The 24045-nt window shown below is 51.8% G+C and carries 25 protein-coding genes; 13 read left to right on the top strand and 12 right to left on the bottom strand.

Annotation, left to right across the window (positions count from 1 at the left end; all coding sequences use genetic code 11):
* Nucleotides 1-577 precede the first annotated feature (577 nt).
* Together JL719_RS19700 and JL719_RS19695 are read left to right on the top strand one after the other, a co-directional pair.
* Nucleotides 578-1084 carry a hypothetical protein gene (locus JL719_RS19700; RefSeq protein WP_033159282.1) on the top strand — a complete coding sequence of 169 codons (507 nt, stop codon included), beginning with the start codon at nt 578-580 and terminating at the stop codon, nt 1082-1084.
* A 241-nt stretch (nt 1085-1325) separates the two neighbouring features.
* Entirely contained in the window at nt 1326-2183 is an 858-nt protein-coding gene (locus tag JL719_RS19695) for an SDR family oxidoreductase (protein ID WP_033159283.1), read from the top strand.
* Nucleotides 2184-2229: 46 nt separating this feature from the next.
* Here JL719_RS19695 and JL719_RS19690 read toward each other — a convergent pair whose 3' ends face one another.
* From JL719_RS19690 to JL719_RS19645, 10 genes are all read right to left on the bottom strand, one after another.
* Nucleotides 2230-3732, bottom strand: coding sequence for a B12-binding domain-containing radical SAM protein (locus tag JL719_RS19690; RefSeq protein ID WP_033159284.1), 1503 nt, complete (start codon nt 3730-3732; stop codon nt 2230-2232).
* 319 nt (nt 3733-4051) lie between these two features.
* Entirely contained in the window at nt 4052-7066 is a 3015-nt protein-coding gene (locus JL719_RS24335) for a FimV/HubP family polar landmark protein (protein WP_051670505.1), read from the bottom strand.
* A gap of 69 nt (nt 7067-7135) precedes the next feature.
* Entirely contained in the window at nt 7136-8158 is a 1023-nt protein-coding gene (locus JL719_RS19680) for an aspartate-semialdehyde dehydrogenase (protein WP_033159286.1), read from the bottom strand.
* 5 nt (nt 8159-8163) lie between these two features.
* On the bottom strand, nt 8164-9243 hold the full coding sequence (leuB, locus tag JL719_RS19675) for a 3-isopropylmalate dehydrogenase (protein WP_033159287.1): 1080 nt from the start codon (nt 9241-9243) through the stop codon (nt 8164-8166).
* A gap of 21 nt (nt 9244-9264) precedes the next feature.
* On the bottom strand, nt 9265-9903 hold the full coding sequence (leuD, locus tag JL719_RS19670) for a 3-isopropylmalate dehydratase small subunit (protein WP_033159288.1): 639 nt from the start codon (nt 9901-9903) through the stop codon (nt 9265-9267).
* Between the two features lie 3 nt (nt 9904-9906).
* Complete coding sequence (leuC, locus tag JL719_RS19665) at nt 9907-11313, bottom strand: 3-isopropylmalate dehydratase large subunit (RefSeq protein ID WP_033159289.1); 1407 nt, start codon at nt 11311-11313, stop codon at nt 9907-9909.
* Nucleotides 11314-11409: 96 nt separating this feature from the next.
* Nucleotides 11410-12048 (bottom strand): adenylate kinase, encoded by a 639-nt coding sequence (adk, locus tag JL719_RS19660; protein WP_033159290.1) that lies wholly within the window; start codon nt 12046-12048, stop codon nt 11410-11412.
* Between the two features lie 163 nt (nt 12049-12211).
* Complete coding sequence (gene rsmA / locus JL719_RS19655; protein ID WP_033159291.1) at nt 12212-13003, bottom strand: 16S rRNA (adenine(1518)-N(6)/adenine(1519)-N(6))-dimethyltransferase RsmA; 792 nt, start codon at nt 13001-13003, stop codon at nt 12212-12214.
* Between the two features lie 8 nt (nt 13004-13011).
* Nucleotides 13012-13992: a 4-hydroxythreonine-4-phosphate dehydrogenase PdxA gene (gene pdxA, locus JL719_RS19650; RefSeq protein WP_033159292.1), complete on the bottom strand. Its 981-nt coding sequence runs from the start codon at nt 13990-13992 to the stop codon at nt 13012-13014.
* 86 nt (nt 13993-14078) lie between these two features.
* The gene (locus JL719_RS19645; RefSeq protein ID WP_084153544.1) at nt 14079-14651 is read right to left on the bottom strand and encodes a MarR family winged helix-turn-helix transcriptional regulator; all 573 of its coding nucleotides are present in this window, start codon (nt 14649-14651) and stop codon (nt 14079-14081) included.
* Nucleotides 14652-14856: 205 nt separating this feature from the next.
* Between JL719_RS19645 and JL719_RS19640 the strand changes: the two genes are divergently transcribed.
* The 10 genes from JL719_RS19640 (at nt 14857) to nirJ (ending at nt 21850) form a co-directional block, all read left to right on the top strand.
* Nucleotides 14857-16437, top strand: a complete 1581-nt coding sequence (locus JL719_RS19640; RefSeq protein WP_084153546.1) for a nitrite reductase — start codon at nt 14857-14859, stop codon at nt 16435-16437.
* Entirely contained in the window at nt 16434-16745 is a 312-nt protein-coding gene (locus JL719_RS19635; RefSeq protein ID WP_033159293.1) for a c-type cytochrome, read from the top strand. The genes JL719_RS19640 and JL719_RS19635 overlap by 4 nt, the downstream gene beginning before the upstream one ends.
* 15 nt (nt 16746-16760) lie before the next feature.
* A complete protein-coding gene (locus tag JL719_RS19630; protein WP_033159294.1) occupies nt 16761-17138 on the top strand; it encodes a lysozyme inhibitor LprI family protein in 378 nt (125 codons plus the stop codon).
* A gap of 86 nt (nt 17139-17224) precedes the next feature.
* Nucleotides 17225-17503 (top strand): c-type cytochrome, encoded by a 279-nt coding sequence (locus JL719_RS19625; protein WP_225892912.1) that lies wholly within the window; start codon nt 17225-17227, stop codon nt 17501-17503.
* Nucleotides 17504-17587: 84 nt separating this feature from the next.
* Nucleotides 17588-18766, top strand: a complete 1179-nt coding sequence (locus JL719_RS19620; protein ID WP_033159296.1) for a cytochrome D1 domain-containing protein — start codon at nt 17588-17590, stop codon at nt 18764-18766.
* Nucleotide 18767: 1 nt separating this feature from the next.
* Nucleotides 18768-19223 carry an Lrp/AsnC family transcriptional regulator gene (locus tag JL719_RS19615; RefSeq protein ID WP_033159297.1) on the top strand — a complete coding sequence of 152 codons (456 nt, stop codon included), beginning with the start codon at nt 18768-18770 and terminating at the stop codon, nt 19221-19223.
* On the top strand, nt 19216-19782 hold the full coding sequence (ahbB, locus tag JL719_RS19610; protein WP_033159298.1) for a siroheme decarboxylase subunit beta: 567 nt from the start codon (nt 19216-19218) through the stop codon (nt 19780-19782). Before JL719_RS19615 ends, ahbB (JL719_RS19610) begins: the two co-directional genes overlap by 8 nt.
* Before the next feature lie 2 nt (nt 19783-19784).
* Nucleotides 19785-20228 (top strand): Lrp/AsnC family transcriptional regulator, encoded by a 444-nt coding sequence (locus tag JL719_RS19605; RefSeq protein ID WP_033159299.1) that lies wholly within the window; start codon nt 19785-19787, stop codon nt 20226-20228.
* Nucleotides 20228-20707, top strand: coding sequence for a siroheme decarboxylase subunit beta (gene ahbB / locus JL719_RS19600; protein WP_033159300.1), 480 nt, complete (start codon nt 20228-20230; stop codon nt 20705-20707). The genes JL719_RS19605 and ahbB (JL719_RS19600) overlap by 1 nt, the downstream gene beginning before the upstream one ends.
* Before the next feature lie 3 nt (nt 20708-20710).
* Nucleotides 20711-21850, top strand: a complete 1140-nt coding sequence (nirJ, locus tag JL719_RS19595; protein ID WP_033159301.1) for a heme d1 biosynthesis radical SAM protein NirJ — start codon at nt 20711-20713, stop codon at nt 21848-21850.
* A gap of 16 nt (nt 21851-21866) precedes the next feature.
* On the opposite strand, the gene JL719_RS19590 is transcribed toward nirJ, so the two are convergent.
* Nucleotides 21867-22364 carry a SixA phosphatase family protein gene (locus JL719_RS19590; protein WP_033159302.1) on the bottom strand — a complete coding sequence of 166 codons (498 nt, stop codon included), beginning with the start codon at nt 22362-22364 and terminating at the stop codon, nt 21867-21869.
* 237 nt (nt 22365-22601) lie between these two features.
* On the opposite strand from JL719_RS19590, the gene erpA reads away from it, so the two are divergent.
* Nucleotides 22602-22934: an iron-sulfur cluster insertion protein ErpA gene (gene erpA, locus JL719_RS19585; protein WP_033159303.1), complete on the top strand. Its 333-nt coding sequence runs from the start codon at nt 22602-22604 to the stop codon at nt 22932-22934.
* Here the strand turns inward: erpA and JL719_RS19580 are convergent.
* Nucleotides 22926-24041 (bottom strand): anhydro-N-acetylmuramic acid kinase, encoded by a 1116-nt coding sequence (locus tag JL719_RS19580; RefSeq protein ID WP_033159304.1) that lies wholly within the window; start codon nt 24039-24041, stop codon nt 22926-22928. The genes erpA and JL719_RS19580 overlap by 9 nt on opposite strands.
* Between the last annotated feature and the right edge of the window lie 4 nt (nt 24042-24045).

The following is a 24045-nucleotide window of genomic DNA, read 5'->3' as shown; positions in this document are numbered from 1 at the left end:
TAATATTTTGTTAATAAAGGATTAAGTTGCCGGCTGTAGAATCTCGGCATACCCAATTTCTAATTGCGGTTTTTAGTTTTGAACAACCGATTTGTCCGACAGATGCACGACTATTCATAAAGATGGAAGGCGTTTCTGTCTTAGCAATGGATTGTGGCGCATTATATTGCACGGTAGAGTTGGGAGCGATTGGTGGTGGGTAGCGGGGCTTGCATTCAGTGGTTTATGCCGTTGTATAGGGATAAGTCTAGGGAGAAAGCCGAAGGGGTATGCACCCTAATGTAGCCAGGTTATTCAAGTGGGTGCCATGCCTTTGTAAAAAGCGCCGTTTAAGTAAAGTCGTTTGAATATATCAATTCATCTATTGAACTTGATCTCTGTTTCAGGGATTAACCATTTTGAGCTATTGCCTTGCGATCAACGAATGTTCGGCAGTAGCGGCTTACGAGAGTTGAAGACTCGTAGTAAGCAGACAGAACTCTGCTAAAGCTGATGTTGTTATGCAATATCGGCTTCGGAGTATAAGGTGGCTAAAGGATAGCCGTTTGTTAACGTAAGTGAAAATGGGGAACAATCCATGAAAATGCTTTTATCTTTAAAACTTTGGCTTGCTGTTTGCCTGTTTGCAGTTTCGACTGCAAGCTCAGCAGGCATCATTTGGGAAGCTACTGACGGCGATAGTAATTTTATCTCCTTCGGTTCTAGTGCATTCCCATTTACTTCAAGTGACACCTTCGGTATCTTTGCTGCTACCGCTGATCTGGCTGCTGATGCACCTGTGTACACTTTTAACGGTGTAGGTAGCTTTGCCTCTGCTAGCCCTTTTAAATTGGGCCTGTTGACAGCAAGCGGTTGGGTTAGCGAAGCCGGTAATTACGAGCTGAGCGCTCCTAATACCTTCTTGTTGTCCTTTGTAAAACCTGGCGTGATTACCAACAACTTAAGCTTTCTGTTTGGATTTGATCTGAAAGCAGCCGCTAATCAAAATCCTGTCACTAGCGTGCCTCTCCCCGCTTCTGTATGGTTTATGACAAGTGCGTTGATGGGCTTTCTGTATATAGGTCGTCGTAAACAGGTCGTTTAATCCCAAGCTATCATTGGGCTTTTAGGCCGGTTGGAGTCCAGTACTCCACCCGGTTTTTTTATGCCTATTGAACAGAGGCCGGTTTGTTCATAAGTGCTTACACAAAGTTGTGAGCAAATCCGGCAACGCACTAAAATCAGCGCACTCATTTTCGAATGCGTTCGAGACACGGTTTTTATAGCGTTTATCTTGTTGCGGCAGGCCATAATAGGCGGTGTGCAGATTATCTTGGGTAAATACTATGGCGAAAATACTAGTGATCGGTTGTGGAGATATTGGCTATCCGGTGGCTTTGCGCTTGCACCAGCAGGGGCATCAGGTAACCGGGTTGAAGCGCAGCGCGCCGGCTGCCTCGACCCCGTTTCCCATTTTTATTGCCGATATAAGATTGGCCTCGTCATTGGTTACTTTACCAAGCAGCTTTGATGCGGTGATATTTATCGTAGCTCCCGATAGCCGACAGGCTGAGGAATATCAAGCGCTGTATGATGTTGGTTTGCGCAATTTGTTAGCGCATTTTGCGGCAGCTGAAACATCACCTTTTTGGTTGATGGTGTCGTCAACCAGTGTTTACGAACAGAATCGTGGCGAATGGGTTGATGAAACCAGTGTCACTGAACCGGCTAGCGCCACGAGCCGCCGGCTGGCTGCGGCGGAGAAACGCTTGTGGATTGCGAGTGACCGCAGTTGCGTCGTGCGTTTTTCCGGAATTTATGGGCCGGGTCGTGATTGGTTATTACGCCGAGTGGAGCGAGGGGAGGGCATCCAACAGCAACCGCCCAGTTATACCAACCGCATTCACTCGGAGGATTGTGTGGCGGTGTTGTTATTTTTACTGGAAAAACAACTCGCGGGTGTAGCCTTGGAGCCTTGCTATCTGGCGACCGACGATGAGCCGGCCCCGCTTTGGGAAGTGATGAGTTGGTTGGCCGAACAATTTGCTTGTCCTCAGCCTCCACCGTTGTTATTAGCTCCAGATGCCCCACAAAACAAACGCTGTCGCAACACCAGGCTCAAGGCCTTGGGTTACCGCTTTTTGTACCCTAGCTATCGGGATGGTTATGCAACCGTGCGACCGTTGCCGGGCGCGGATGGGTGAACTCAATACCTTTAAGCCTCTTCATGTTATTCAAGCTCAAGCAAGTTTATAGGTGTTGAGTTTGCCGTTTATTCGCCACACCGCGCTTCGTCGCGAACACTGTTGCGGCTTGTTGTAAGAACGCCGGCTGACTTTTTTCGCCGCTCCTTCGATAGTCCTCGTCTAACGCTGCCATCGCTTCGGCTGGTGGTACAAATAGTGTGTCAGTCATGACCGAGTAGGTTAATTCGAATAAGCGTTTCAAAGCAATTTGCCAGGTACTGTCCGTTAAGGCGTATAGCGCATCGCTGAATTGTAAAAAGCGGGTAAACGGTTGTTCGGCGACAATGAGCGGCAAACTCGCGGCAAACCGGCCTGAGTTGCCGATTAAATCCCAAAAGCGGGCGAATCGCGTAATACGTTGCAAGTCAGTAAAACTTATATCTCGCGTGCTGAGAATGGCGTAGGGTGGCAGCGGGTCATAACGTAGCTGGTACGCTTCATTGTGTCGGTTGATTGGTGCGCCGCGCAGGCGTTTTAAAATCCCGACCTGAATTTCTTGGGGGTTGAGTGCAAACAGTTTGTCGAAACTGGCACCGAAGCCGGCAAGAGTGTCGCCAGGCAGGCCGGCAATTAAATCGGCATGAATATGGGCGTTGGAATGTTGCCGGAGCCAGCTTAAATTGGCTTCGGTCTTCTGGTTATCCTGTTTGCGGCTGATCAGATGTTGGATGGCAGGATCAAAGGTTTGCACACCCACTTCAAATTGCAGTACACCGGGCGGAAATTGGCTGATGGCCTGCTTCAGACGTTCAGGCAAATTGTCCGGAATCACTTCAAAGTGCAAATATAGATCTTCGCTCAAGCGAGCCAAAAAAAACTCAAGGATAGCAACGCTGTTGTCTACTTTTAGATTGAAGGTGCGGTCGATGAACTTAAAGTGTCGTGCACCGCGCCGGTATAGAATTTCCATTTCGCGCAAAAAGCCGTTTAAGTTGAACGGTTTGGCGGTAGTGTCCAGCGACGACAGGCAAAATTCGCATTTGAACGGACAGCCGCGCGATGCTTCCACGTAGATAATCCGTTGACGGATGTCGGTTTCCGTATAGTGTGGATATGGCGACGCCAGGGTGTCCAATGCGGCCATCTCGCCAGCCACGATTTTTTCGGTTGGTTTAAATCCTGACAGCAACTGCCGGCATAATTGCGGAAAACTTAATTCGCCGTTACCGGTGACGACATAGTCCGCCGATTCGGCAATGCTTGGTAAATCGGGCGGATGACTGACTTCCGGCCCGCCAAGTACGATGATAATTTCCGGTGCGACTTGTTTCAGGATGGCTATCACGGCGCTGATTTCCGCCACATTCCAGATATAAACGCCAAGGCCGATAATCCGCGCTTGTTGTTGCAGTAGTTTTTCGACAATTTCGATTGGGCGCTGCTGGATGCCGAATTCTAATAAGACCGTGTCCGTTTGCAACGTGCCCATGTTGGCGTAGAGATAGCGTAAGCCAAAAGCAGTGTGAATGTATCGGGCGTTGAGGGTAGATATAACGATACGGGGCATGTCTGATGTGGCGGATGGCTTCTAAATTGCGGTAATGCGCCAGCATAGCATCAATTTGGTGTTGGAAGCTGCTCTCGGCTGGTCTGCAAATGCAGGCTACGCGCTAGTGCAAACTATTGTGGAAACTGGCATTGTGCTGAAAATGCCCGGCTGTAGCAGCTTGGTTGGGTGAGTGATGTTGCCGAGTTCTGATTAGGCTGGCGATAGTTTGGGAATAAAACGCTTGTGCTAAACGGCCTATGAAATAACTGAGCCGCTACCGATTTTTCCAAAAAGCGGGATCTAACAATTTAGACGAATCGGCTGCTGCAATCGATGCTTATTTAAGTTCGTCAAGTAAAGCCTGTGCGGCTTGTTGTTGTTGTTTTGAGCCTTTGGACAAGACATCCTCGGCTATCAATTTTGCCGCCTCGGTGTCGCCCATATCGATATAGGCTTTCGCCAAATCGATTTTGGTTTCGAATTCGTCCATATCGGTCAAATCGGAAACCCCCAACTCAAACTCGTCGGTGTCTGTAGTGCTGATGATTGGCGTGTCAAAGTCGAAGTTAAAATCGAACTCGCCGCTCGGTTGCGCAGATGTTTCCAAAACCTGATCTGAAGATTGGGCTGATTTCGGGGTGATATTGTCAAAATCGGAAAAATCGAATGTTTCCAGTTTCAACTGCGATTCTAAATTCAGTTCAGGTTCGATGCTTAGGCTGTCGTCAGTTTGCGCTTTGGAGGTGATGCTGTCGAAGTCGAAATCGAAACTGTCTGCGTCCGCTAACGCTTCTTTGCTGCCGTCCGTAAGGTCTGAAGCGGTCTTTTTTATGCCATCGAAATCACTAAAGTCGAATGATTCTATATCTGTTGATATCTCGGCTTTTGCGGCATCCTCGTTAGATTTATCCGCAGTTGCTTCCGGAGTTGCATTGTCGACATCGAAGTTAAAATCGAAACTCTCCAAAGCATCGATCGAGTTAGGAGATTTTGTTTCCATCTCCTCTTTGTTGTCAGTCGTTTCGGATTCAGTATCCGCAGCAATTTCGGCAAAACTGGCAAAATCCAAAGATTCAAGCGCCAAAGCAGCCGAATCCGCTTCAGTTTTTTCCGAGTCAGAATCTAGCGCAAAGTCGAAGTCGAACGATTCTATGTCATCGTTGCTGGAAACTGCGGCACTTTCCGTGGTTTCGATAGTCTTCGCCGCAGATTTAGAAGCAGGTGGCTGATCGAAATCAATACTTTCGATATTTGCATCGGCTTGCTTGTTTTCAAGCGGTGACCTGGCGCTGCCGCCGAAACTTCCCAAATCAAAATCCAGTCCGTTGTCTTCGAGTGCCAAATCTTTATCGATATTCAGATCCGACAAATCGTCGTCGAGCTGCGCAAAGCCCTTATCCAAATCGATAATTTCCGTGTCGGCCACGGTGGAACTCGCTGCGCTAACACTAGTATCGCCTTTGCTGATGGGCGCTGTGGTAGCGGCAAAACTGCCGCCAAACAAGGCTAAATCTGGGACGATTTCTTTAGCCATATCCGTGACTTTTTTCCAGAATGGCTTATCGGCTTGTTTGCCGGCATCGGCCAGTTCTTGCGCATAACCGGCAAAGCCGTCTTTGTTTTCACTGGCGTAATAGATTTCCAGTAATTTCAGTTTGCATTCGTCGCGGTTAGGCTGTTCGCTTATTGCATGGCGGATCAGTTCTTCCGCTTGTTGATAGCGGCCATACGCCAAGTATACGTCGGCTTCCGAGATCGGATCAACTTCATTTTGATCGGTGTCGAAGGCATCGAAATCGCTAGGAGTAAAGTCGCTGATAAACGAACTTTCGCCTACAGTACCGACGTCGTATTCATCGGTACTGCTAATGTCCATAATCGGTACGGAAAGGCTGCTCTCAGAATCGGGCAGCCGAATTTGACTGGCCGATGCGAACATGCTTTCGGTGTTGGTGCGTTCGTCGATTTTACGTTTGCGCCATAACAACCAGCCCAGCAAGCCCAAAATACCAGTACCTAAGGTGCCGGCAACCCAGTAGTAAGCATCCGAGCTAAATAAGCCTTCGTCTTCTGCAACAACCGATGGAGGTGGCGGCGGAGTAACTTTGGGTGCGGGTGGAACAATAGGCTTGGGCGCCGGTGGTGTCACCACTGCAGGTTCGGAAACCGATGGTTGCGGAGTCGGAGTCGGCATTACTGCCGGAGCTGGGGCCTCGGGGCTGGCAACGGGTGGCTGAGGTGCCGGTTGCGCGGGCTGAGGGCTAGGCTCGGCCGTTGCTGGTTTATTGTTTTGTAAAGTGGCTAGTTGCTGATCTTTTAAGGCCAGCAATTGCTGCATCATGCCTAGTTGTTGCTCGAGCTTTTCGATGCGAGCTTGTAATTCCAGGTCTTTCCCTTCGCTGGCTTGATCAGCAGCGCTATTTAAAGCAGGATTGGCTGTCGCAGCCGAATTTTGTTCGGTTTTTGTTGAACCCGTGCCGGCGGCCTTCGCTTCGGTAGGTGCTACCAATTCGAGCGCTTTCTTGGTGGTTTCTGCTTGTGCGGTTTCCGGCTTGACCTGCTTATTGGCGGCTTTTCGCTCATTTTGCGCTTGTCTTTGTGCCGGATTCATAATTGCGTCCGGCTCAGGAATCTTTAAGGTGGCGCCTTCTTTCAGCGAATTGATATTGCCGTTGTTAAATGCGTCCGGATTGGCTCTGTACAAAGCGGTCAACATTTTCTGGGTCGGAATGTTCTTTTCCTGGCCCACTTGGGTGGCGATACTCCATAAAGTATCCGATTTTTGGATAGGGCCGAATTCGCCGCTAGTGGGTGTTTCTGGCGTAATGTTGTCGGCAGGGGCGGCTCGCACTGCTCGCTTTGGTGCAGTTCGAGTTCTCTTGATCGGGCGCTCTAGTGGCTCAATGGGTTCGGCACTGTAACCGCTGGTTTCCACGACAGGCGTGACCGGTTGGTTATAAGCGGCCGGTGGGTCGATGAGCAATGTGAACTCGCGCATCATGCTGCCTTGCGGCCAAGTGACTTCCAACAGGAAATCCAGAAACGGCTCTGTCAACGCTTCCCTTGAGGAGACTTTTACGATGATGGAGCCGTTTGCTTGCACAACCGGCTCCAACTTGATCTTGGACAGAAAATAATTCCAAACTACGCCGGCTTGGTCAAATTTTTCCGGCGGGGCCAATTTTACCGAGACATCGGCCGGATTTTCGCCCGGTGCGACGCTGAGTCTGATTTCGGCATTGAGTTTTTGGTTTAGGGCAGAATGTAATTCAATTTCGCCGATACCTAAGGGTTGGGCACTGACTGGTGCCAGTAACGATACAACCGCTAAGGCTTTAGTTAAATTGCTCACATTGCTTTCCTTCACTTGTAATACCTCGGTACTTACTGACCCACTATAAAACACAGAGCTAAGCGTAGACTAGATGTAGCTTTTTACCAGCACTTCGGCTATTTGCACACTGTTAAGCGCAGCACCTTTTCTGACGTTATCACTCACTACCCATAGATCTATGCCGGTCGGATGGGAAATATCCTCGCGGATTCTGCCGACAAATACATCGTCGTTGCCGGATGATTCCGTCACCGCCGTTGGATAACCGCCGTTCTCACGTTCGTCCAACAACGTTACCCCGGGGGCAGACGCCAACAGCTCGCGAACCTGCTCAGCGGAAATCTTGGTTTTAGTCTCGATATGCACAGCTTCCGAATGTCCAAAAAACACAGGCACCCGCACCGCTGTGGGGTTGACCAGAATATCGGCATCACCGAGGATTTTTCGAGTTTCCCAGACCATTTTCATCTCTTCCTTGGTGTAGCCGTTATCCATGAAGACATCGATTTGCGGCAACACGTTGAAAGCAATTTGCTTTGGATACACGCTAGGCTCGACCGGCTTGGCATTCAACAAATTCGCGGTTTGCGTGGCTAATTCCTCAATCGCTTCCTTGCCCGTGCCGGACACTGCTTGATAGGTGGCAACGTTGATGCGGCTGATACCTGCCGCATCGTAGATCGGTTTCAAGGCCACCAACATCTGGATGGTCGAGCAATTGGGGTTGGCGATAATGCCGCGATTTTTGTAGTCGGCAACTTTTTCCGGATTGACTTCCGGCACCACCAACGGAATGTCGTCGTCGTAGCGAAATTGCGAGGTGTTGTCGATCACCACACAGCCGGCCGCGGCGGCTTTGGGCGCATACTCCGCAGACACTGACGCGCCGGGAGAAAATAAGCCGATCTGCACTTTCGAGAAATCGAAGGTCGCCAAATCTTCCACCACCAGCGACCCGTCTTTAAACGGGATACGTTTGCCGGCCGAGCGCTCGCTGGCTAATGCATAGACTTTGCCCACCGGAAAATTGCGTTCTTCCAAAATGGAAATCATGGTTTCGCCGACCGCGCCAGTGGCGCCGACGACTGCTACATCATAAGTTTTAGACATATTGCTTATCCTTTTAAGGCGTTAAGAACAGCATCGCCCATGCCGGAAGTGCTGACTTTGGTCATGCCTTCCGAATAAATGTCCGCGGTTCTGACTTTACTATCCAATGCGCTGTTCACCGCGCGTTCGATACGCTCGGCGGCTTCCGGCTGGTTAAATGTATAACGCAGCATCATCGCCACCGACAAAATGGTCGCCAGCGGATTGGCGATACCTTGGCCGGCAATGTCAGGCGCGGAACCGTGAATCGGTTCATACATGCCCTTGGCATTGGCATCCAGGGAAGCCGACGGCAGCATGCCGATGGAGCCGGTCAGCATAGCGGCGATGTCGGACAGAATGTCGCCGAACATATTACTGGTGACGATCACATCAAATTGTTTCGGCGCCCGTACCAGTTGCATCGCAGCATTATCGACATACATATGACTCAGTTGTACGTCCGGATAGTCCTTACCCACTTCGGTCATCACGCTGCGCCATAGTTCGGTCACTTCCAGCACATTGGCTTTATCGACCGAGCACAGTTTTTTGTGACGTTTTTGCGCAATCTTGAATGCGGAATGGGCGATGCGGCGGATTTCCGATTCGCTGTAAATCTTGGTATTGATGCCGACTTTCTCGCCGTTTTCGGCCACATGCACACCGCGCGGCTGGCCGAAATAAATGCCGCCGGTCAATTCGCGGACGATCATGAGGTCCAGGCCCGACACCACTTCCGGTTTCAAGGTCGATGCGTCGACCAATTGCGGATACAAAATCGCCGGACGCAGGTTAGAGAACAGATTCAACTCGGAGCGAATGCCCAATAAGCCGCGTTCCGGACGTACCGCATGGGCCAGCGGCTCCCACTTAGGGCCGCCGACCGCACCCAGCAGCACCGCATCAGCGTTTTTGCACAGATTCAGCGTGGTTTGCGGCAGGGGAGTGCCGAAAGCGTCATACGCCGCGCCACCAATCAAGGCGTTCTCGAAAACCAACCCCAGATTCATGTCGGTATTTAGAAAGCTCAAGACCTTGATCGCTTCGGCGACAATTTCCGGTCCGATGCCGTCGCCGGCCAGGACTGCTATTTTTTTGGGCATTTTTTTACCTTTCAGTGGCGCTTATGCGTCTTTGAACAACCACGGTGCGCGATTGGCGCGCTCGGCTTCGTAACTCTTGATTTTGTCGGCATGTTGCAGGGTAAGTGCGATGTCGTCCAGGCCGTTCAGCAAGCGGTAGCGGCGGTTTTCATCGACAGTAAAGGCAATGTTTTGTCCGCTCGGCGTGGTAATGGTTTGGCTTTGCAGATCGACCGTCAATTGGTAACCGTCGACAACTTCCTTGAACAACAGGTCCACGGTTTCCGCCGGCAACACAATCGGCAGAATGCCGTTTTTAAAACAGTTGTTGAAGAAAATGTCGGCAAAGCTTGGGGCGATGATCACCCGGAACCCATAGTCTTCCAGTGCCCACGGTGCGTGTTCGCGCGATGAACCGCAACCGAAGTTTTCCCGGGTCAGCAGAATCTGCGCCCCTTTGTATTGCGGTTGGTTCAAAACAAAATCCTTGTTCAACGGACGGTTGGTGCAATCCATTTCCGGTTCGCCATGATCCAAATAACGCCATTCGTCGAACAAATATGGACCGAAGCCGGCGCGGCGGATCGATTTCAAAAACTGTTTGGGGATGATCGCGTCGGTGTCGATATTGGCGCGGTCCATCGGCACCACCAGGGCGGTTAAAGTGGTAAAAGCCTGCATGATTTAAGCCTCCTCGGCGACGTTGACAAAGTGGCCGGCAATCGCAGCAGCGGCAGCCATGGCGGGACTCACCAAGTGAGTACGGCCGCCGTAGCCCTGACGGCCTTCAAAGTTACGATTCGAGGTCGAAGCGCAATGTTCGCCGGCATCCAGACGGTCGGCGTTCATCGCCAGGCACATCGAGCAACCCGGTTCGCGCCACTCAAAGTCGGCGGCGGTGAAGATTTTGTCCAGGCCTTCCGCTTCGGCTTGTTGTTTGATCAAACCCGAGCCGGGCACTACCAACACTTGTTTGACCGACGCAGCTTTTTTGCGGCCTTTGATCGCCGCAGCCGCGGCGCGCAAATCTTCGATGCGCGAGTTGGTGCAGGAACCGATAAACACCTTATCCAGCTTGATGTCGGTGATTTTTTGGCCGGCTGTTAAGCCCATGTATTGCAGGGCGCGTTCGATGCTTTGCTTCTTGACCGGATCGGCTTCCTGAACAGGATCGGGGATGGATGCATCCACCGGTAATACCATTTCCGGCGACGTGCCCCAGCTGACTTGCGGTTTGATCGCGGCCGCGTCGAATTCGATGACTTTGTCGAATTTGGCGTCGGCGTCGGAATGCAGTTTTTCCCAGTAACGGACCGCCATATTCCAGTCCTCGCCTTTGGGCGAATAAGGCCGGCCTTGGTAAAACTCGATGGTTTTCTCGTCGCAACCAATCAAACCGGCACGGGCACCGGCTTCGATAGCCATATTGCAGACCGTCATGCGGCCTTCCATGCTCAGCGCGCGAATCGCGTCACCACCGAATTCGATGGTGTAACCGGTGCCGCCGGCAGTACCGATCTGGCCGATGATCGCCAACACGATGTCTTTGGCGGTGACGCCCGGACCGGTTTTGCCGTTGACTTTAATCAGCATGTTTTTAGCTTTTTTCTGCACCAGCGTTTGGGTGGCCAGGGCGTGTTCCACTTCCGAGGTGCCGATACCGAAGGCCAGTGCGGCAGAGGCACCGTGGGTTGACGTGTGCGAGTCGCCGCAGACCACGGTCATGCCGGGCAGGGTGGCGCCTTGTTCCGGGCCGACCACGTGGACGATGCCTTGGCGGATGTCGGCCATATCGAATTCGGTGATGCCGAACTCGGCGCAGTTGTTTTCCAGGGTTTGTACTTGCAGACGGGAAACCGGGTCGGCGATGCCTTGCGCGCGGCCGGAGGTCGGCACGTTATGGTCGGCGACGGCCAGATTGCGGGCGACCCGCCACGGTTGGCGGCCGGACATGCGCATGCCGTCGAAAGCTTGCGGTGAAGTCACTTCGTGCAGCAACTGCCGGTCGATATAGATCAGGCACGAGCCGTCGTCTTCGGTATGGACGACGTGGTCGTCCCAGAGTTTGTCGTATAAGGTTTTACCTGCCATTTGGATTTCTCTTTTTAGGTGGTGTACGCATTGATGCCCTTTGGGGTATCGCGTACCGAAAGCTAAAAGGTACGTGTTGCGTACCCTACGAAGTTTTTATGCCAACACCGCTAACACTTTGTCGGTGATTTCGCTCACCGAACCGACACCAGCAATCGACGCGAATTTGGCGCTTTGATCGGGGGCGGAATAAAAGCCGACCAGCGGTTTGGTTTGCTCGTGATACACGCTTAAGCGCTTGCGAACGGTTTCTTCTTTATCGTCGTCGCGTTGGATCAAAGGCTCGTTTGTAACATCGTCCAAGCCCTCCTGTTTCGGTGGATTGAACACCACGTGATAGGTACGGCCCGAGGCCATATGCACGCGCCTGCCGCTCATGCGTTTGATGATCTCTTCGTCATCGACGGCAATTTCCACGACGTAATCCAGTTCTACGCCCATTTTTGCCAGACCTTCCGCTTGTGCAATCGTGCGCGGAAATCCATCGAGCAAAAAGCCATTTTTGCAATCGTCCTGAGTGATGCGGTCTTTAATCAAACCCAAGATGATGTCATCGGAAACCAGGCCGCCTGCATCCATGATTTTTTTGGCTTCAATACCCAGCGGGGTGCCTTCGCGGACGGCGGCGCGCAGCATGTCGCCGGTGGAAATTTGCGGAATCGCGAACTTCTCCGTGATGAACTGGGCTTGGGTGCCTTTGCCCGAGCCGGGGCTGCCTAACAGGATAATGCGCATATCAATCACTCCAGTGTATGAATCAGGTTGGTTGCCTTATATAAAGAGAGCCGGCTCAAGCGCATCAGTTCGTGAGCCTGGCGGAAAAATCCTGCATTTTATCGCACTTGTCCTGTAAATGCCGTCAAATCTTGTTGAACTGGCGGCGCGAGGAGTTGCGAGCTTAACTGGCGGTGCTTGCTTGGCTGTGAGTGCTGAGCAGGGCGAACTCGGCCAGGCTAATCGACTCCGCACGTAAATTGGCGTCGATGCCAAGCTCGATAATCTGCTGCTCGGAGATGAAGTTTTTCAGCGAATTGCGGATGGTTTTTCGGCGCTGCGAAAAAGCCTGGGTCACCAATTGGCTAAAGCTTTTTAGGTCTGGAATGTCGACCGGCGGTTGGCTGTGTGGGGTCAGGCGGACGATGGCCGACATCACTTGCGGAATCGGATCGAAACTTTCCGGTGGCACGTCGAACAGCAATTCGGTTTCACAGTAATACTGCATCATCACGCTCAACCGGCCGTATGTCTTGCTGCCGGGCTCGGCGCAAATGCGGTCCACCACTTCTTTTTGCAGCATGAACAGCATATCTTCCACGCAATCGGTGGATTCCAGCAGATGAAACATCAGCGGTGTGGAGATGTTGTAGGGCAGGTTGCCGATGATGCGCAGTTTCTCGCCGGCTTTTGCCAGCGCGGCAAAATCGAAATTCAAGGCATCCGCACTATGCACGGTCAAATTGCTGTGGTCGGCAAACTGTTTTTGCAGGCGGCTCACTAAATCCCGGTCCAGCTCGACCACATCGAGTTTAGCGCCCGATTCCAGCAAAGGCAGCGTTAGTGCGCCCAGGCCGGGACCGATTTCCACCCAATGTTGGCCAGCCTGCGGATGGGCACTGGCTAGAATGTTGTAAATGATACTGTGATCGTGCAGAAAATTCTGGCCGAAACGTTTGCGGGCGGTGTGGGTCATTTTTAGTTTTATAGGTGGGGAATCATATCCAGTGCAGTCTGCAGTGCAAATCGCAAACTGCCGAGATTGGCTTTGCCGATGCCGGCCAGTTCCAGCGCGGTGCCGTGGTCGACCGAAGTGCGGATAATCGGCAGGCCGAGGGTAATGTTGACGGCCTGTCCGAAGCCTTTGTATTTCAATACCGGTAGACCTTGGTCGTGATACATCGCTAACACGGCGTCGGCGGTTTCCAGGTATTTGGGTGTAAACAGGGTGTCGGCGGGTAGCGGGCCGTATAGGTGAATGCCTTCGCAACGCAGGCGCTCCAACGTCGGCTCGATAATCTCGATTTCTTCCCGGCCGAGATGGCCGCTTTCGCCCGCGTGCGGGTTAAGGCCGCAGACCAAGATTTTCGGGTCGGTAATGTTGAAGCGTTGGCGCAGGTCGAGGTCCAGCAACCGGATAACGGTCGCCAATGCATCCGAGGTGATGGCGGCGCTTACTTCTGACAGCGGCAGATGCGTGGTCGCCAAAGCGACGCGCAGGTCGGGTGTCGCCAGCATCATGACTGGGGTGCCGCCGGTCAGTTCGGCGATAAATTCGGTGTGGCCGCTGAAGGGAATGTTTGCGTCGTTGATCACGCCTTTGTGGACCGGGCCGGTCACCATTGCGGCAAATGCACCGCTCATGCAGCCCAAGGTGGCTTGGCGGATGGTTTCCAGAACATAAGGGCTATTGTTTGGATTCAGGCGTCCGCAAACGGCTGGTTCGCTTAGGCTGATGGGTAGCACGGTTAGGGTGCCGGCTTGCTGTTTGTTAACAGCTTGATCGATGTCGAAAAGTTGAATGGCCAGTGGCAGACCAAGCTGCTCCGCCCTTTGCTGCAATAGTTCCGGATCGGCAATGGCAACGAGTTGACAAACCTGTTCCTGCTGCGCCAGTTGTATGCATAAGTCCGGGCCGACGCCGGCCGGTTCGCCTGGCGTCAAAGCGATGCGAGGTATAGACATATTAACTCCCAAATCGAACCGGTGAATGATGCAGCGTAAACCGAGCCAAGACTTGTTTATTGTCTATCTGTGCACTGGCCGGACAGTTAAACAGGGTTGTGTTCCTGGCAAATTTGCTCGCTATCGGCTGTGCTGAGCTTTTCCTGGGTTAGCTGGCAGAAAAAGCCGTCGTCTTTTTCGCTGAAATTGCGGCAGGTTTTGCAAACGCCGAACGATTGCGACTGATTTGCTTTTTGCAGCGCGGTAAGGGCTTGCTGAAACACATTAGCGTCTGAAGGCGGTGAATCGCTGCTTTGCAGGATGGCCGTGGCGCCGTGGAATAAATCAGACGGTCGCGCTTGTTTGAGTATGGCTGCGCCGTCCGCCAGCAACTGCAAATGCACCACGCGCTTGTCGTTGGCATCCGGCGTTTTACCGATATAGCCCTTCTTTTCCAGAATAATCAGCGATTGTGATACGGTGCCGCGAGTCATGCCCAGATAATTGGCGACAGCTGCTGGGGTGTTGCTATATTTATTGCAGCGCGAGAGGTAATTGAGCACTTGGAAGTGTACCGGCTGCAAGCCGAGTTCCGTACATTTTTTCCGCTCTTCGGAGCGGATCAACGTAGTCATGCACTCAATAAGTTCGTAAATATCAGTTTGTTGCATAAATTGCATTCTCATCGTGACCCACTAGGTTGACAAGGCGATAGTTTAGGGGGTAAATTGATAGCGAATCGAAACTTTACTTTATAACATCGGCCTGGAGTCAACAAGCTGTTATTTTACCATGCTAAATCGGGTGTCTGTTCGTCCTGATCTTTTATGGTTTAATGCACCAAGTTGGCTCTTTTTTTTAACTTGCGGGTGGCAGGAATTTTAAATGAAAAATACTATAAAAATGCTGAATAAATCCCTACTGGCGAGTTCTATCGCCATGCTGTTGTCATCCGGAGTGGCGGTGGCAAAATCCGACGACTTTCATAAGCTCTACCAAGACAATTGTGCCAGCTGCCACGGTTCCGATCACGGCGGTTATCTGGCGCCGGCGCTGAACTCGGCGACGTTGAAAGGCCGCAGTCCCACCTCCTTGCGCACCATCGTCATGGCCGGCAGCTTCGACACCTTGATGCCTCCGTTCTACGGCAAACTGAGCGACGACGAAATTCGCGGCGTGATCAAACATCTGCAAGAAACGCCAAAACAGCCCAACCCGGCCTGGACCATCGACGATATGAAAAAGTCGTTGAAAGTCTATGTCAAAGACGAAAGTACATTACCGGCCAAGCCGACTTTTCAAATCGACGATAAATTTGAAAACTTGATAGGTGTCGCGGCGCGCGGCAAATACGGTCGTGGCGAAGGCTCCAAAGCCATCTTTATTAATAGCTCCACCCATCAAAAAGTCGGCGAAGTACCTACCGGCACCGCCGCGCATATCATCGATTTCAACCCGGCCAATCCGCGCTGGGCTTATGTAAAAACCGATACCGCCGAGATTTTTAAAGTCGATTTGTATTCCATGCAAGCGGTACGCAGCATCAAAACCGGCTGGAACGGCCCGGGCATGGGGGTATCGCGCGACGGTAAATATATTATGGCCGGTTCTTTCGTACCGCATAACGCCGTGATTCTGAATGCCGATACCCTGGAACCATTGAAAACCTTCGAACTGGAAGGCACCGATCCGGATGGTAAACACGTTTCGTCCGACTCAGGCATGATCATCGGTACTCCATACGCGGACATTTTTGCGATTGCATTGGAAAATGCCGGCCAGGTTTGGGTCATCGATTTAAACAAAGAAGGCTTCCCTGTCACCCGGATCGAGAACGTAGGCCGACATTTGCATGACGCCTTCCTGACTCACGGCGGCAAAAAACTGATGATCGCGTCTTACGACGACAGCATCGTCGCCGCCATCGATCTGGAAAAACGCGAAATCATCAAAAAATTGGAAGCCGGGTGCGTGCCGCATGTTGGCGGCGGTTCGGCGGTGAAAGTGGATGGCCGTACTTTGGGCTTTGGCACCAACTTCGGCGATTGCGACAAAACCGTGGTCAGCGTTTGGGATCTGGACAAAATGGAAGTCGTCAAACAAGTACCGGTTTCCGGCGGCACCGAATCGCCCGCTGCGCATGCCAACGCCCCTTATGTGGCGGTTGACATCATCAGCAAGGATAGACGCGCCCGCACTGTACAGTTGATCGACAAGAAAACCCTGGAAGTGGCTAGAACCCTGGATGTCGGCGGCCACGCCTACTTCCCGGAATATAGCGCCGATGGCAAATTCCTGTATATCAGTGCCGGTTACAACGGCGACGAAGTGGTGGTTTACGATTCCAACACCTTGCAAAAAGTCGCCAGCGTACCGATGGAAAGCCCCGCAGGTATCTTCTCGCGCGGCCGGGTTAAATACATGACCCGCGGCTTGTCGCCCGACGAAATGGAGCAATCAAAATGAAGATGACTCATTTTATCGTGTCGTTGCTGGCGGGGTTGCTTGCCGCCGGTAGCGCACAGGCTACCAGTTTGTATGTCGGTCAAGCTAAAGCGGGCGCGGTGTGTGCGCAATGTCACGGCATCCGAATGCCCAGTGCCGATGCGCCGTTTCCACCGTTGGGCGGCCGCGATCCCGAGTATTTGAAAACCGCGATCAAACAATATCGCGACAAAACTCGGAAATCCGACATTATGAATGCGATCGCCGGTTCGCTGACCGACGCGGAAATCAACGACATCGCCGCGTATTACGGCAGCGTTAAACCTTAGCCTGATGGTTGCCGGATGAGAGTCGTATTAATTACTCTGTTGGTGGCGCTCACGGTAGTTGCTCATGCAGAAGCTGAGACGGATTGTGAAGGTGATATAGGTAGTACTCTGTATCAAGCTTGTGTCCTTTACAAGACAATTAGCGAATTAGATGCGGAACTTAATGTCGAATACCGGAGAATTCTCGATTCTCATCCGAAAGATAGGTTTCCAAAAGAAAATGAATTGCTAGTAGAGGCGCAGCGCGCTTGGATTCGTTACCGGGATAAAGTGTGCGATTTTGAAGACCAAGCAATTGGTGGGGCATATTCAATTTCGTTGATGAGATGCAAGGCAAGAATTACTGAAAACCGGCTAAACGAATTTATTCAAATTTATGGGGACAAAATTTAAATCTAAGTTAATTTGGTAATTTTGTGTCATTCAAATGTATTTTGTTTAGAGTTTATGACATGAGGAATTTATTGCTAGTGTTCGTTATGACCATTAGCACTGAAATTTCCGCCAATGAACTGACCTCGGTGCGGCAGCAGGAGCTGTTGAATATGCTCAAGCATGATTGCGGCTCCTGTCACGGCCTGCCGCCGAAAGGCGGCTTGGGGCCATCGTTGATGCCGGAAGCGCTGGCTGGCAAAAGCGACGCTCTGTTGGCGGATGCGATTCAAAACGGTCGAGCAGGCACGGCTATGCCGCCGTGGAAGAGTTTTTTGACTGTCGATGAAACTGCTTGGCTGATTCAACAACTAAGAACGCACTGAAGGCTGTTTTCGCAGTAGCTAGGCCTAATCGCCTAATGGGCAGATTTACTTCTTGAATGATCGACGCTAAATAACACGCGCCCTATGAAACTTTCTTATTCCCGAAGTCTCCTGATTTTCCTGTTGTCGTCTGCGCTACCCGGTCATGCGGAGCTCAGAGCCACCGGCGATCTCGGCGTAGTGATTGAACGAGAAACCGGCAGCATCCAGATTGTTAACACCACGAAACCGGTGTCGCTGAGTCGCATCGAAGGCTTGGGCGATTTGTCTCACGCTTCGATAGTGTTCTCCCGCGATCAGCGCTATGCCTATGTATTTGGACGCGATGGCGGTTTGACCAAGATTGATTTGCTCCAGGATAAAATCGATAAACGCATCATCCAGGCCGGGAACAGCATCGGCGGGGCGATTTCTCAGGACGGCAAAGTGATTGCGGTTTCTAATTACACACCCGGCGGCGTTAAGCTGTTCGACGCGGTGACGCTGGAACAACTGGCCGAAATCCCCGCTATTTACGGCGAAGACAATAAATTATCCAAAGTGGTCGGCTTGGTTGACGCGCCGGGTCAACGCTTCGTTTGCAGTCTGTTCGAAGGCAACGAAATTTGGCTGATTGATGCTAAAAATCCGCGTCAGCCCGTTGTGAAAAAATTTAAAGACATCGGCAAACAGCCTTACGACGCCTTATTGACGCCGGATGGCCATTACTACGGCGCTGGATTGTTTGGTGAAAAAGGTTTGGCTTTGCTGGATTTGTGGCAGCCGGAAAAAGGTGTCGAACATATTCTGGAAGATTACGGCAAAGATGATGAACAAATGCCGGTCTATAAAATGCCGCACCTGGAAGGTTGGACCGTGGCCGGCGACTGGTTGCTGGTGCCGGCAGTGGGATTGCATGAGGTGTTGGTGATCGACACCCGCGAATGGGAGTTGGTCAAGCGTATTCCGGTTGCTGGGCAGCCGGTGTTTGTTACCTCGCGGCCGGACGGGCGGCAAGTATGGGTGAATTTCGCCTTTCCGGACAATCAAACCGTGCAAGTGATCGATTTGAAAGATTTTAATGTGCTTAAAACACTGCAACCCGGCAAGGCCGTGCTGCACATGGAATTCAGTCCGCGCGGCGAATCGGTATGGCTGGCGGTGCGCGACGAGGACCGGGTGATGGTTTATGACACTGAGACCTTTGCCGAAACCGCCCGCCTGCCGGCGCAAAAACCCAGTGGGATTTTCTTCACTGATCGCGCCAATCGCATAGGTTGGTAACATGCTGGCACCCTTGCACAAACGCTTGCTCAACGACTATCAACAGGATTTTCCGTTGAGCCCGACCCCCTACCGCGACATTGCCGAACAGCTTGGCGTCAGCGAGGATGAGGTGTTAAATGCGTTTCAAACTTTATCCGAACAGCAGATGATCAGCCGCATCGGTCCGGTTATCGCGCCCAATAGCATCGGTAATAGCGCACTGGTGGCGATGGCGGTGCCGGAATTTGATTTGCCAAGGGTCGCCGAATTGGTCAGCGCTTATCCGGAAGTCAATCACAACTATGAGCGCGAAAATCGCTTCAATCTGTGGTTTGTATTGATTGCGGACAGTGAGGCTCACCTTAAAGGCGTGATCGCGGATATCGAAACTCAAACCGGCTATCCGGCGATGCTGTTGCCGATGTTGGCCGACTATTTCATCAACCTGGGATTTGAGCTTAATCTGCATGATTGACGCTATTGACTATCAATTGATTGCCGCCGTGCAAGCAGGATTACCGATTGCGGCGAGGCCGTATGCGGCAATAGCGGAGCAATTGGCGATAGCCGAGCAAGACGTGATTGAGCGTTTGGCCCGCTTGAAGACCCAGGGATTAATCAAGCGTTGGGGCGTAGTCGTCAAGCATCGTCAACTCGGCTACCGGGCCAATGCGATGATTGTGATGGATGTGCCAGACGACCGGGTGGCTCGGGTGGGCGCGTTGATCAGCCAGCAGGCTTGCGTGAATCTGTGTTACCAACGCCCGCGCCAAGGCGAAATCTGGCCGTATAGCCTGTATTGCATGATTCATGGCAAGACCCGGGACGTGGTGTTGGAACAATGGGCCGAACTGCGGCATGCCTGTAATCTATGCGAATATCCATTCGAAGTATTGTTTAGCCGGCGTTGTTTTAAACAGCGTGGCGCTCTGTATGCTCACCCCAATGGCAATGGGGCCGTTCCCTCTATTGCCGGAGAGAGCAGGACTGAGGAGATTAAAAACAAGCAGTCTTTTGGTATGCACTTCGCCTAAACATGGACGCCATAGACAAAGCCATTATCAACCGCCTGCAACAAGGCTTCCCGATTTGCGCAGCACCCTATCAACGAGTTGCTGAGGAATTGGGGCTTGTGGAAGCAGAGTTACTCTCAAGATTGCAAAACATGCTGGCCGAAGGCGTCTTGTCACGCTTTGGGCCTATGTATCATGCCGAACAAATGGGCGGCGCCTTGACCTTGGCGGCCCTGAAAGTACCGGAGGCGCGCTTCGATGAAGTAACCGAAATCGTCAATAGCTTCCCGGAAGTGGCGCATAACTATGCCCGCAATCATTTATTGAATATGTGGTTTGTGCTGGCTACCGAACAACCCGAGCAAGTGGCGATGGTGATCGCGGAAATCGAGCGGCGAACCGGTCTGCCAGTCTTCAACATGCCAAAGATCAGCGAATACTATGTTGGTTTGCAATTGGAAGCCTGATGCCCATCGATGAGATAGACCGGAAAATTATCCAAGCCACCCAGGCCGGTTTGCCCTTGGTCAGCGAGCCCTACCAAGCCGTTTCCGAGCAATTGGGCTTGTCCGCCCAAACCGTGATGTTACACCTGGCCGAAATGCAACAGACTGGGGTGGTTCGCCGCATTGCTGCAGTGCCCAATCACTACAAACTGGGTTATCGTTTTAACGGTATGACAGTGTGGGATGTCGAAGATGGGTACGTCGACGAACTGGGGCAAAAAGTGGCCATGCTACCGTTTGTCAGTCATTGCTATCAGCGCCCCCGGCATTTGCCTGAGTGGCCCTATAACCTGTTTGCCATGGTGCACGGTAAGACCGAACAGGATGCCGGCGAGCAAGTGGCTATCATTGCCGAACTATTGGGTGCGCAAGCACGCAACCACGAGGTGTTGTACAGCACTAAAATTCTAAAAAAAACCGGTTTAAGAATCGGAGGATAAAGCATGTTCAGACTGAGCCAATACATGCGAGAACTGCTGCATCCAACCCCGCTGACGGCGCCGCGCAAACCCGCCGGGCCGGTGGTGATTTGGAATTTGATCCGCCGTTGCAATTTAACCTGCAAGCATTGCTACACCACCTCCGCCGACATCAATTTCCCCGGCGAATTGAGCACGCCGGAAATTTACACGGTGATGGACGACCTGAAGGCGTTTAAAGTCCCTGTGCTGATTCTGTCCGGCGGTGAGCCGCTGCTGCATCCGGATATTTTTGCGATTTCGCAACGTGCCCGCGACATGGGCTTTTATGTGGCTTTGTCGAGTAACGGCACTTTGATCAATCCATCTAACATCAAGCAAATTGCCGCCATTGACTACCAATATATCGGCGTTAGCCTGGATGGTATTGGTCAGACCCATGACACGTTCCGCCAGAAGCAAGGCTCGTTCGAGGCATCGCTGGCCGGTATCCGTTTATGCCGTGAATACGAGATTAAAGCCGGCGTCAGGTTTACGCTAACTCAAGACAACGCCCACGATTTCGAAGGTCTGTTGCAATTGATGGACGACGAAGACATAGATAAATTCTACCTGTCGCATTTGAATTACGGCGGCCGCGGTAACAAAAACCGCAAGGACGACGCCGAGTTTCAGTTGACCCGCAAAGTCATGGACAGCTTGTTCGAAAAGTCTTTAAGTTGGGAGCAGCAAGGTTTGCACCGCGAGGTAGTGACCGGTAACAACGACGCTGACGCCGTGTATTTTCTACATTGGGTCAAGCGGCGGTTTCCTGAGCGCGCGGAGCACATCCGAACCAAACTACAGCAATGGGGCGGTAACGCCTCCGGCGTCAACGTCGCCAATATTGACAATCTCGGTAATGTCCATCCGGATACGTTTTGGTGGCATTACGGCTTGGGCAATGTGCGTAAACGACCTTTCTCCGAAATTTGGATGGACGTCAATGATCCGTTGATGGCCGGATTGAAAGCGTCGCCGCGGCCGCTGAAGGGACGCTGTGGTGAATGCCATTATCAAAGCATCTGCAACGGTAATACGCGGGTTCGCGCGCAGCAAATGACGGGCGATTTTTGGGCCGAGGATCCAGGCTGTTACCTGTTGGACGAAGAAATTTTTGCTTAGATGGGCTTGAGTTTGATTAGGTTTGACCTTGGTGCATCAATGCACATGGGATGCTCCACAGCAATTTAGCCGAAGCTTGAGCCGAAAAATTGGTATCCAATCGAGTCAGAGAGGCTTTTTTGATAACAATGTTGTCGGGAGTCGTGCCCAGAAGCCGGGAAATGGTAGTCGAAAAGTCCGGTTCGTGCCCGACTAGCCATGCGTCGCTTATGCCGCGCTGGGCGAGTTTGCTAAGTTCGGTGAGTATAGTGGGTGTAGCTGTTTCGATTGCCAACCAACTAACGGTTTGCGGGGCTGGGCTGCCAGGCAGGCTTTGGTTGAGGATCCTTGCGGTCTGTTGGGCGCGTAACAGCGGGCTGCAATAAATTGATTCCGGAATTAAGCCGTTGGCCAAACAAAATGCAGCGATGCGTTTTACCTGCTTTTCGCCTTTATCGATTAAGGCTCTGTCCGAGTCGGGCAGCGATAAGCAGCCAACTTCTGCGGTAGCGTGTCTGAGGAAGGTGATAAGCATGGTTGGTCTCCTTGTCGGACAGTTTTAACTGGAATCTTCAGCTATCGACACGTTTGGGCTTTCGGCGAAGCAGCGGAGTGTGTTTAAGTTCCAGCTAAATTTAGCGCAAATAGTTGCCTGGTTGTTACGCCTTTAGGGCTTTAACCGCTAGCCTGGGAAATATAGTGGATAATTCTTGACTGAATTACTGGGTATAGTCATAATCGCTCAATCTTTCAATTGCTTATAGAGTTTTATATGTCCGATCCTATTGTGTTTACCGACAGCGCCGCGCAAAAAGTAGCGGGTTTAATTCAGGAAGAGGGTAACGATAATCTTAAGCTCAGAGTCTATATTAGCGGCGGCGGTTGTTCCGGATTTCAGTATGGTTTTACCTTTGACGAAGAGGTGAATGACGACGATACGCAAATCCTCAAAGACGGTGTGACAGTGCTGATTGATTCGATGAGTATTCAGTATCTTAGCGGTGCCGAAATCGATTACAAGGAGGACTTATCCGGCGCGCAATTCGTGATTCGCAATCCAAATGCGACCACTACCTGCGGTTGCGGCTCGTCTTTCTCAGCTTAAGCCGTTTTTACCCGGATAAATCCCACCTAATACCACGGGCGTAGCTGCGCCCGTGACGCTGCATAGATTTCCCGGCAGATTGTTCAGGGTTTGCCGTGCCAGCCAGGCAAAAGCAATCGCTTCGACATGGTCCGGGTCGATTCCCCGTTCCGCTGTCGACGTTACAGACATATCCAGATTTTTCCGTAACAGCTTCATCAATTGGCCGTTATGTGCTCCGCCGCCGCAAATCAAGGTTTGCAAGGTATTTGGTGCATATTGGCGAATGGCATCGGCGATAGTGTCGGCGCTGAATTGACAGAGTGTGGCTTGAATATCTTCGGGCTCAAGGTCTGGAAATAAGCTGAGCTTTTGCTGTAACCATGCAGGCGAAAAATATTCCTTTCCAGTGCTTTTCGGTGGCGCTAGCCGGAAGTAATCGTCGTCACTTAAAGCTGCGAGCAGGGCAAGGTGGGCTTTGCCCTTGGCTGCCCAGTTGCCGTTACGGTCATAAGGTAGGTTGTAATGTTGCTGACACCACCAGTCCATTAAGCCATTGCCGGGGCCGGTATCGAAGCCGATGACCGGTTTATCGTTTAACGCCGTTATGTTGGCGATGCCGCCAATATTGACGATGACTCTGGCTTGTGCTGCGTCGCTAAAAACCGCTTGATGAAAGGCTGGAACCAGCGGCGCGCCTTGGCCACCGACGGCAATGTCGCGGCGGCGGAAATCGGCGACCGTGGTGATGCCGGTGATTTCGGCGATGCGATTCGGATCGCCGATTTGCAGAGAAAAGCCATTGGCAGTCTCCGGGGCGTGATAAACGGTTTGGCCGTGGCTACCGACAGCTTTGATTGCGCTCGCTGGGATCTGAGCGTTACTTAATAAAGTCAGCGCGGTTTCGCCGAATAAACGACCGATCTGGCTATCCAGCGAGCCGTAATCTGTTAATAAAACAGGTTGATTCGCTTGACTAAGCTTGTGAATTTTTTGCCGGAGTTCGGGGGGGAATGGTTGGTAATGGAATGCGACAAGTTGTATTTTGCCGTTGCTAAAATCCACAAGACCAGCATCGATACCATCGACGCTGGTCCCTGACATTAAGCCTATATAAAGCTCGGACACTGTA

The sequence above is a fragment of the Methylomonas sp. LW13 genome, from assembly GCF_016865255.1.
GTDB lineage: Bacteria > Pseudomonadota > Gammaproteobacteria > Methylococcales > Methylomonadaceae > Methylomonas.
The sequence above is the reverse complement of the archived record's forward strand: the minus strand, read 5'-3'. Positions and strand labels throughout refer to the sequence as shown.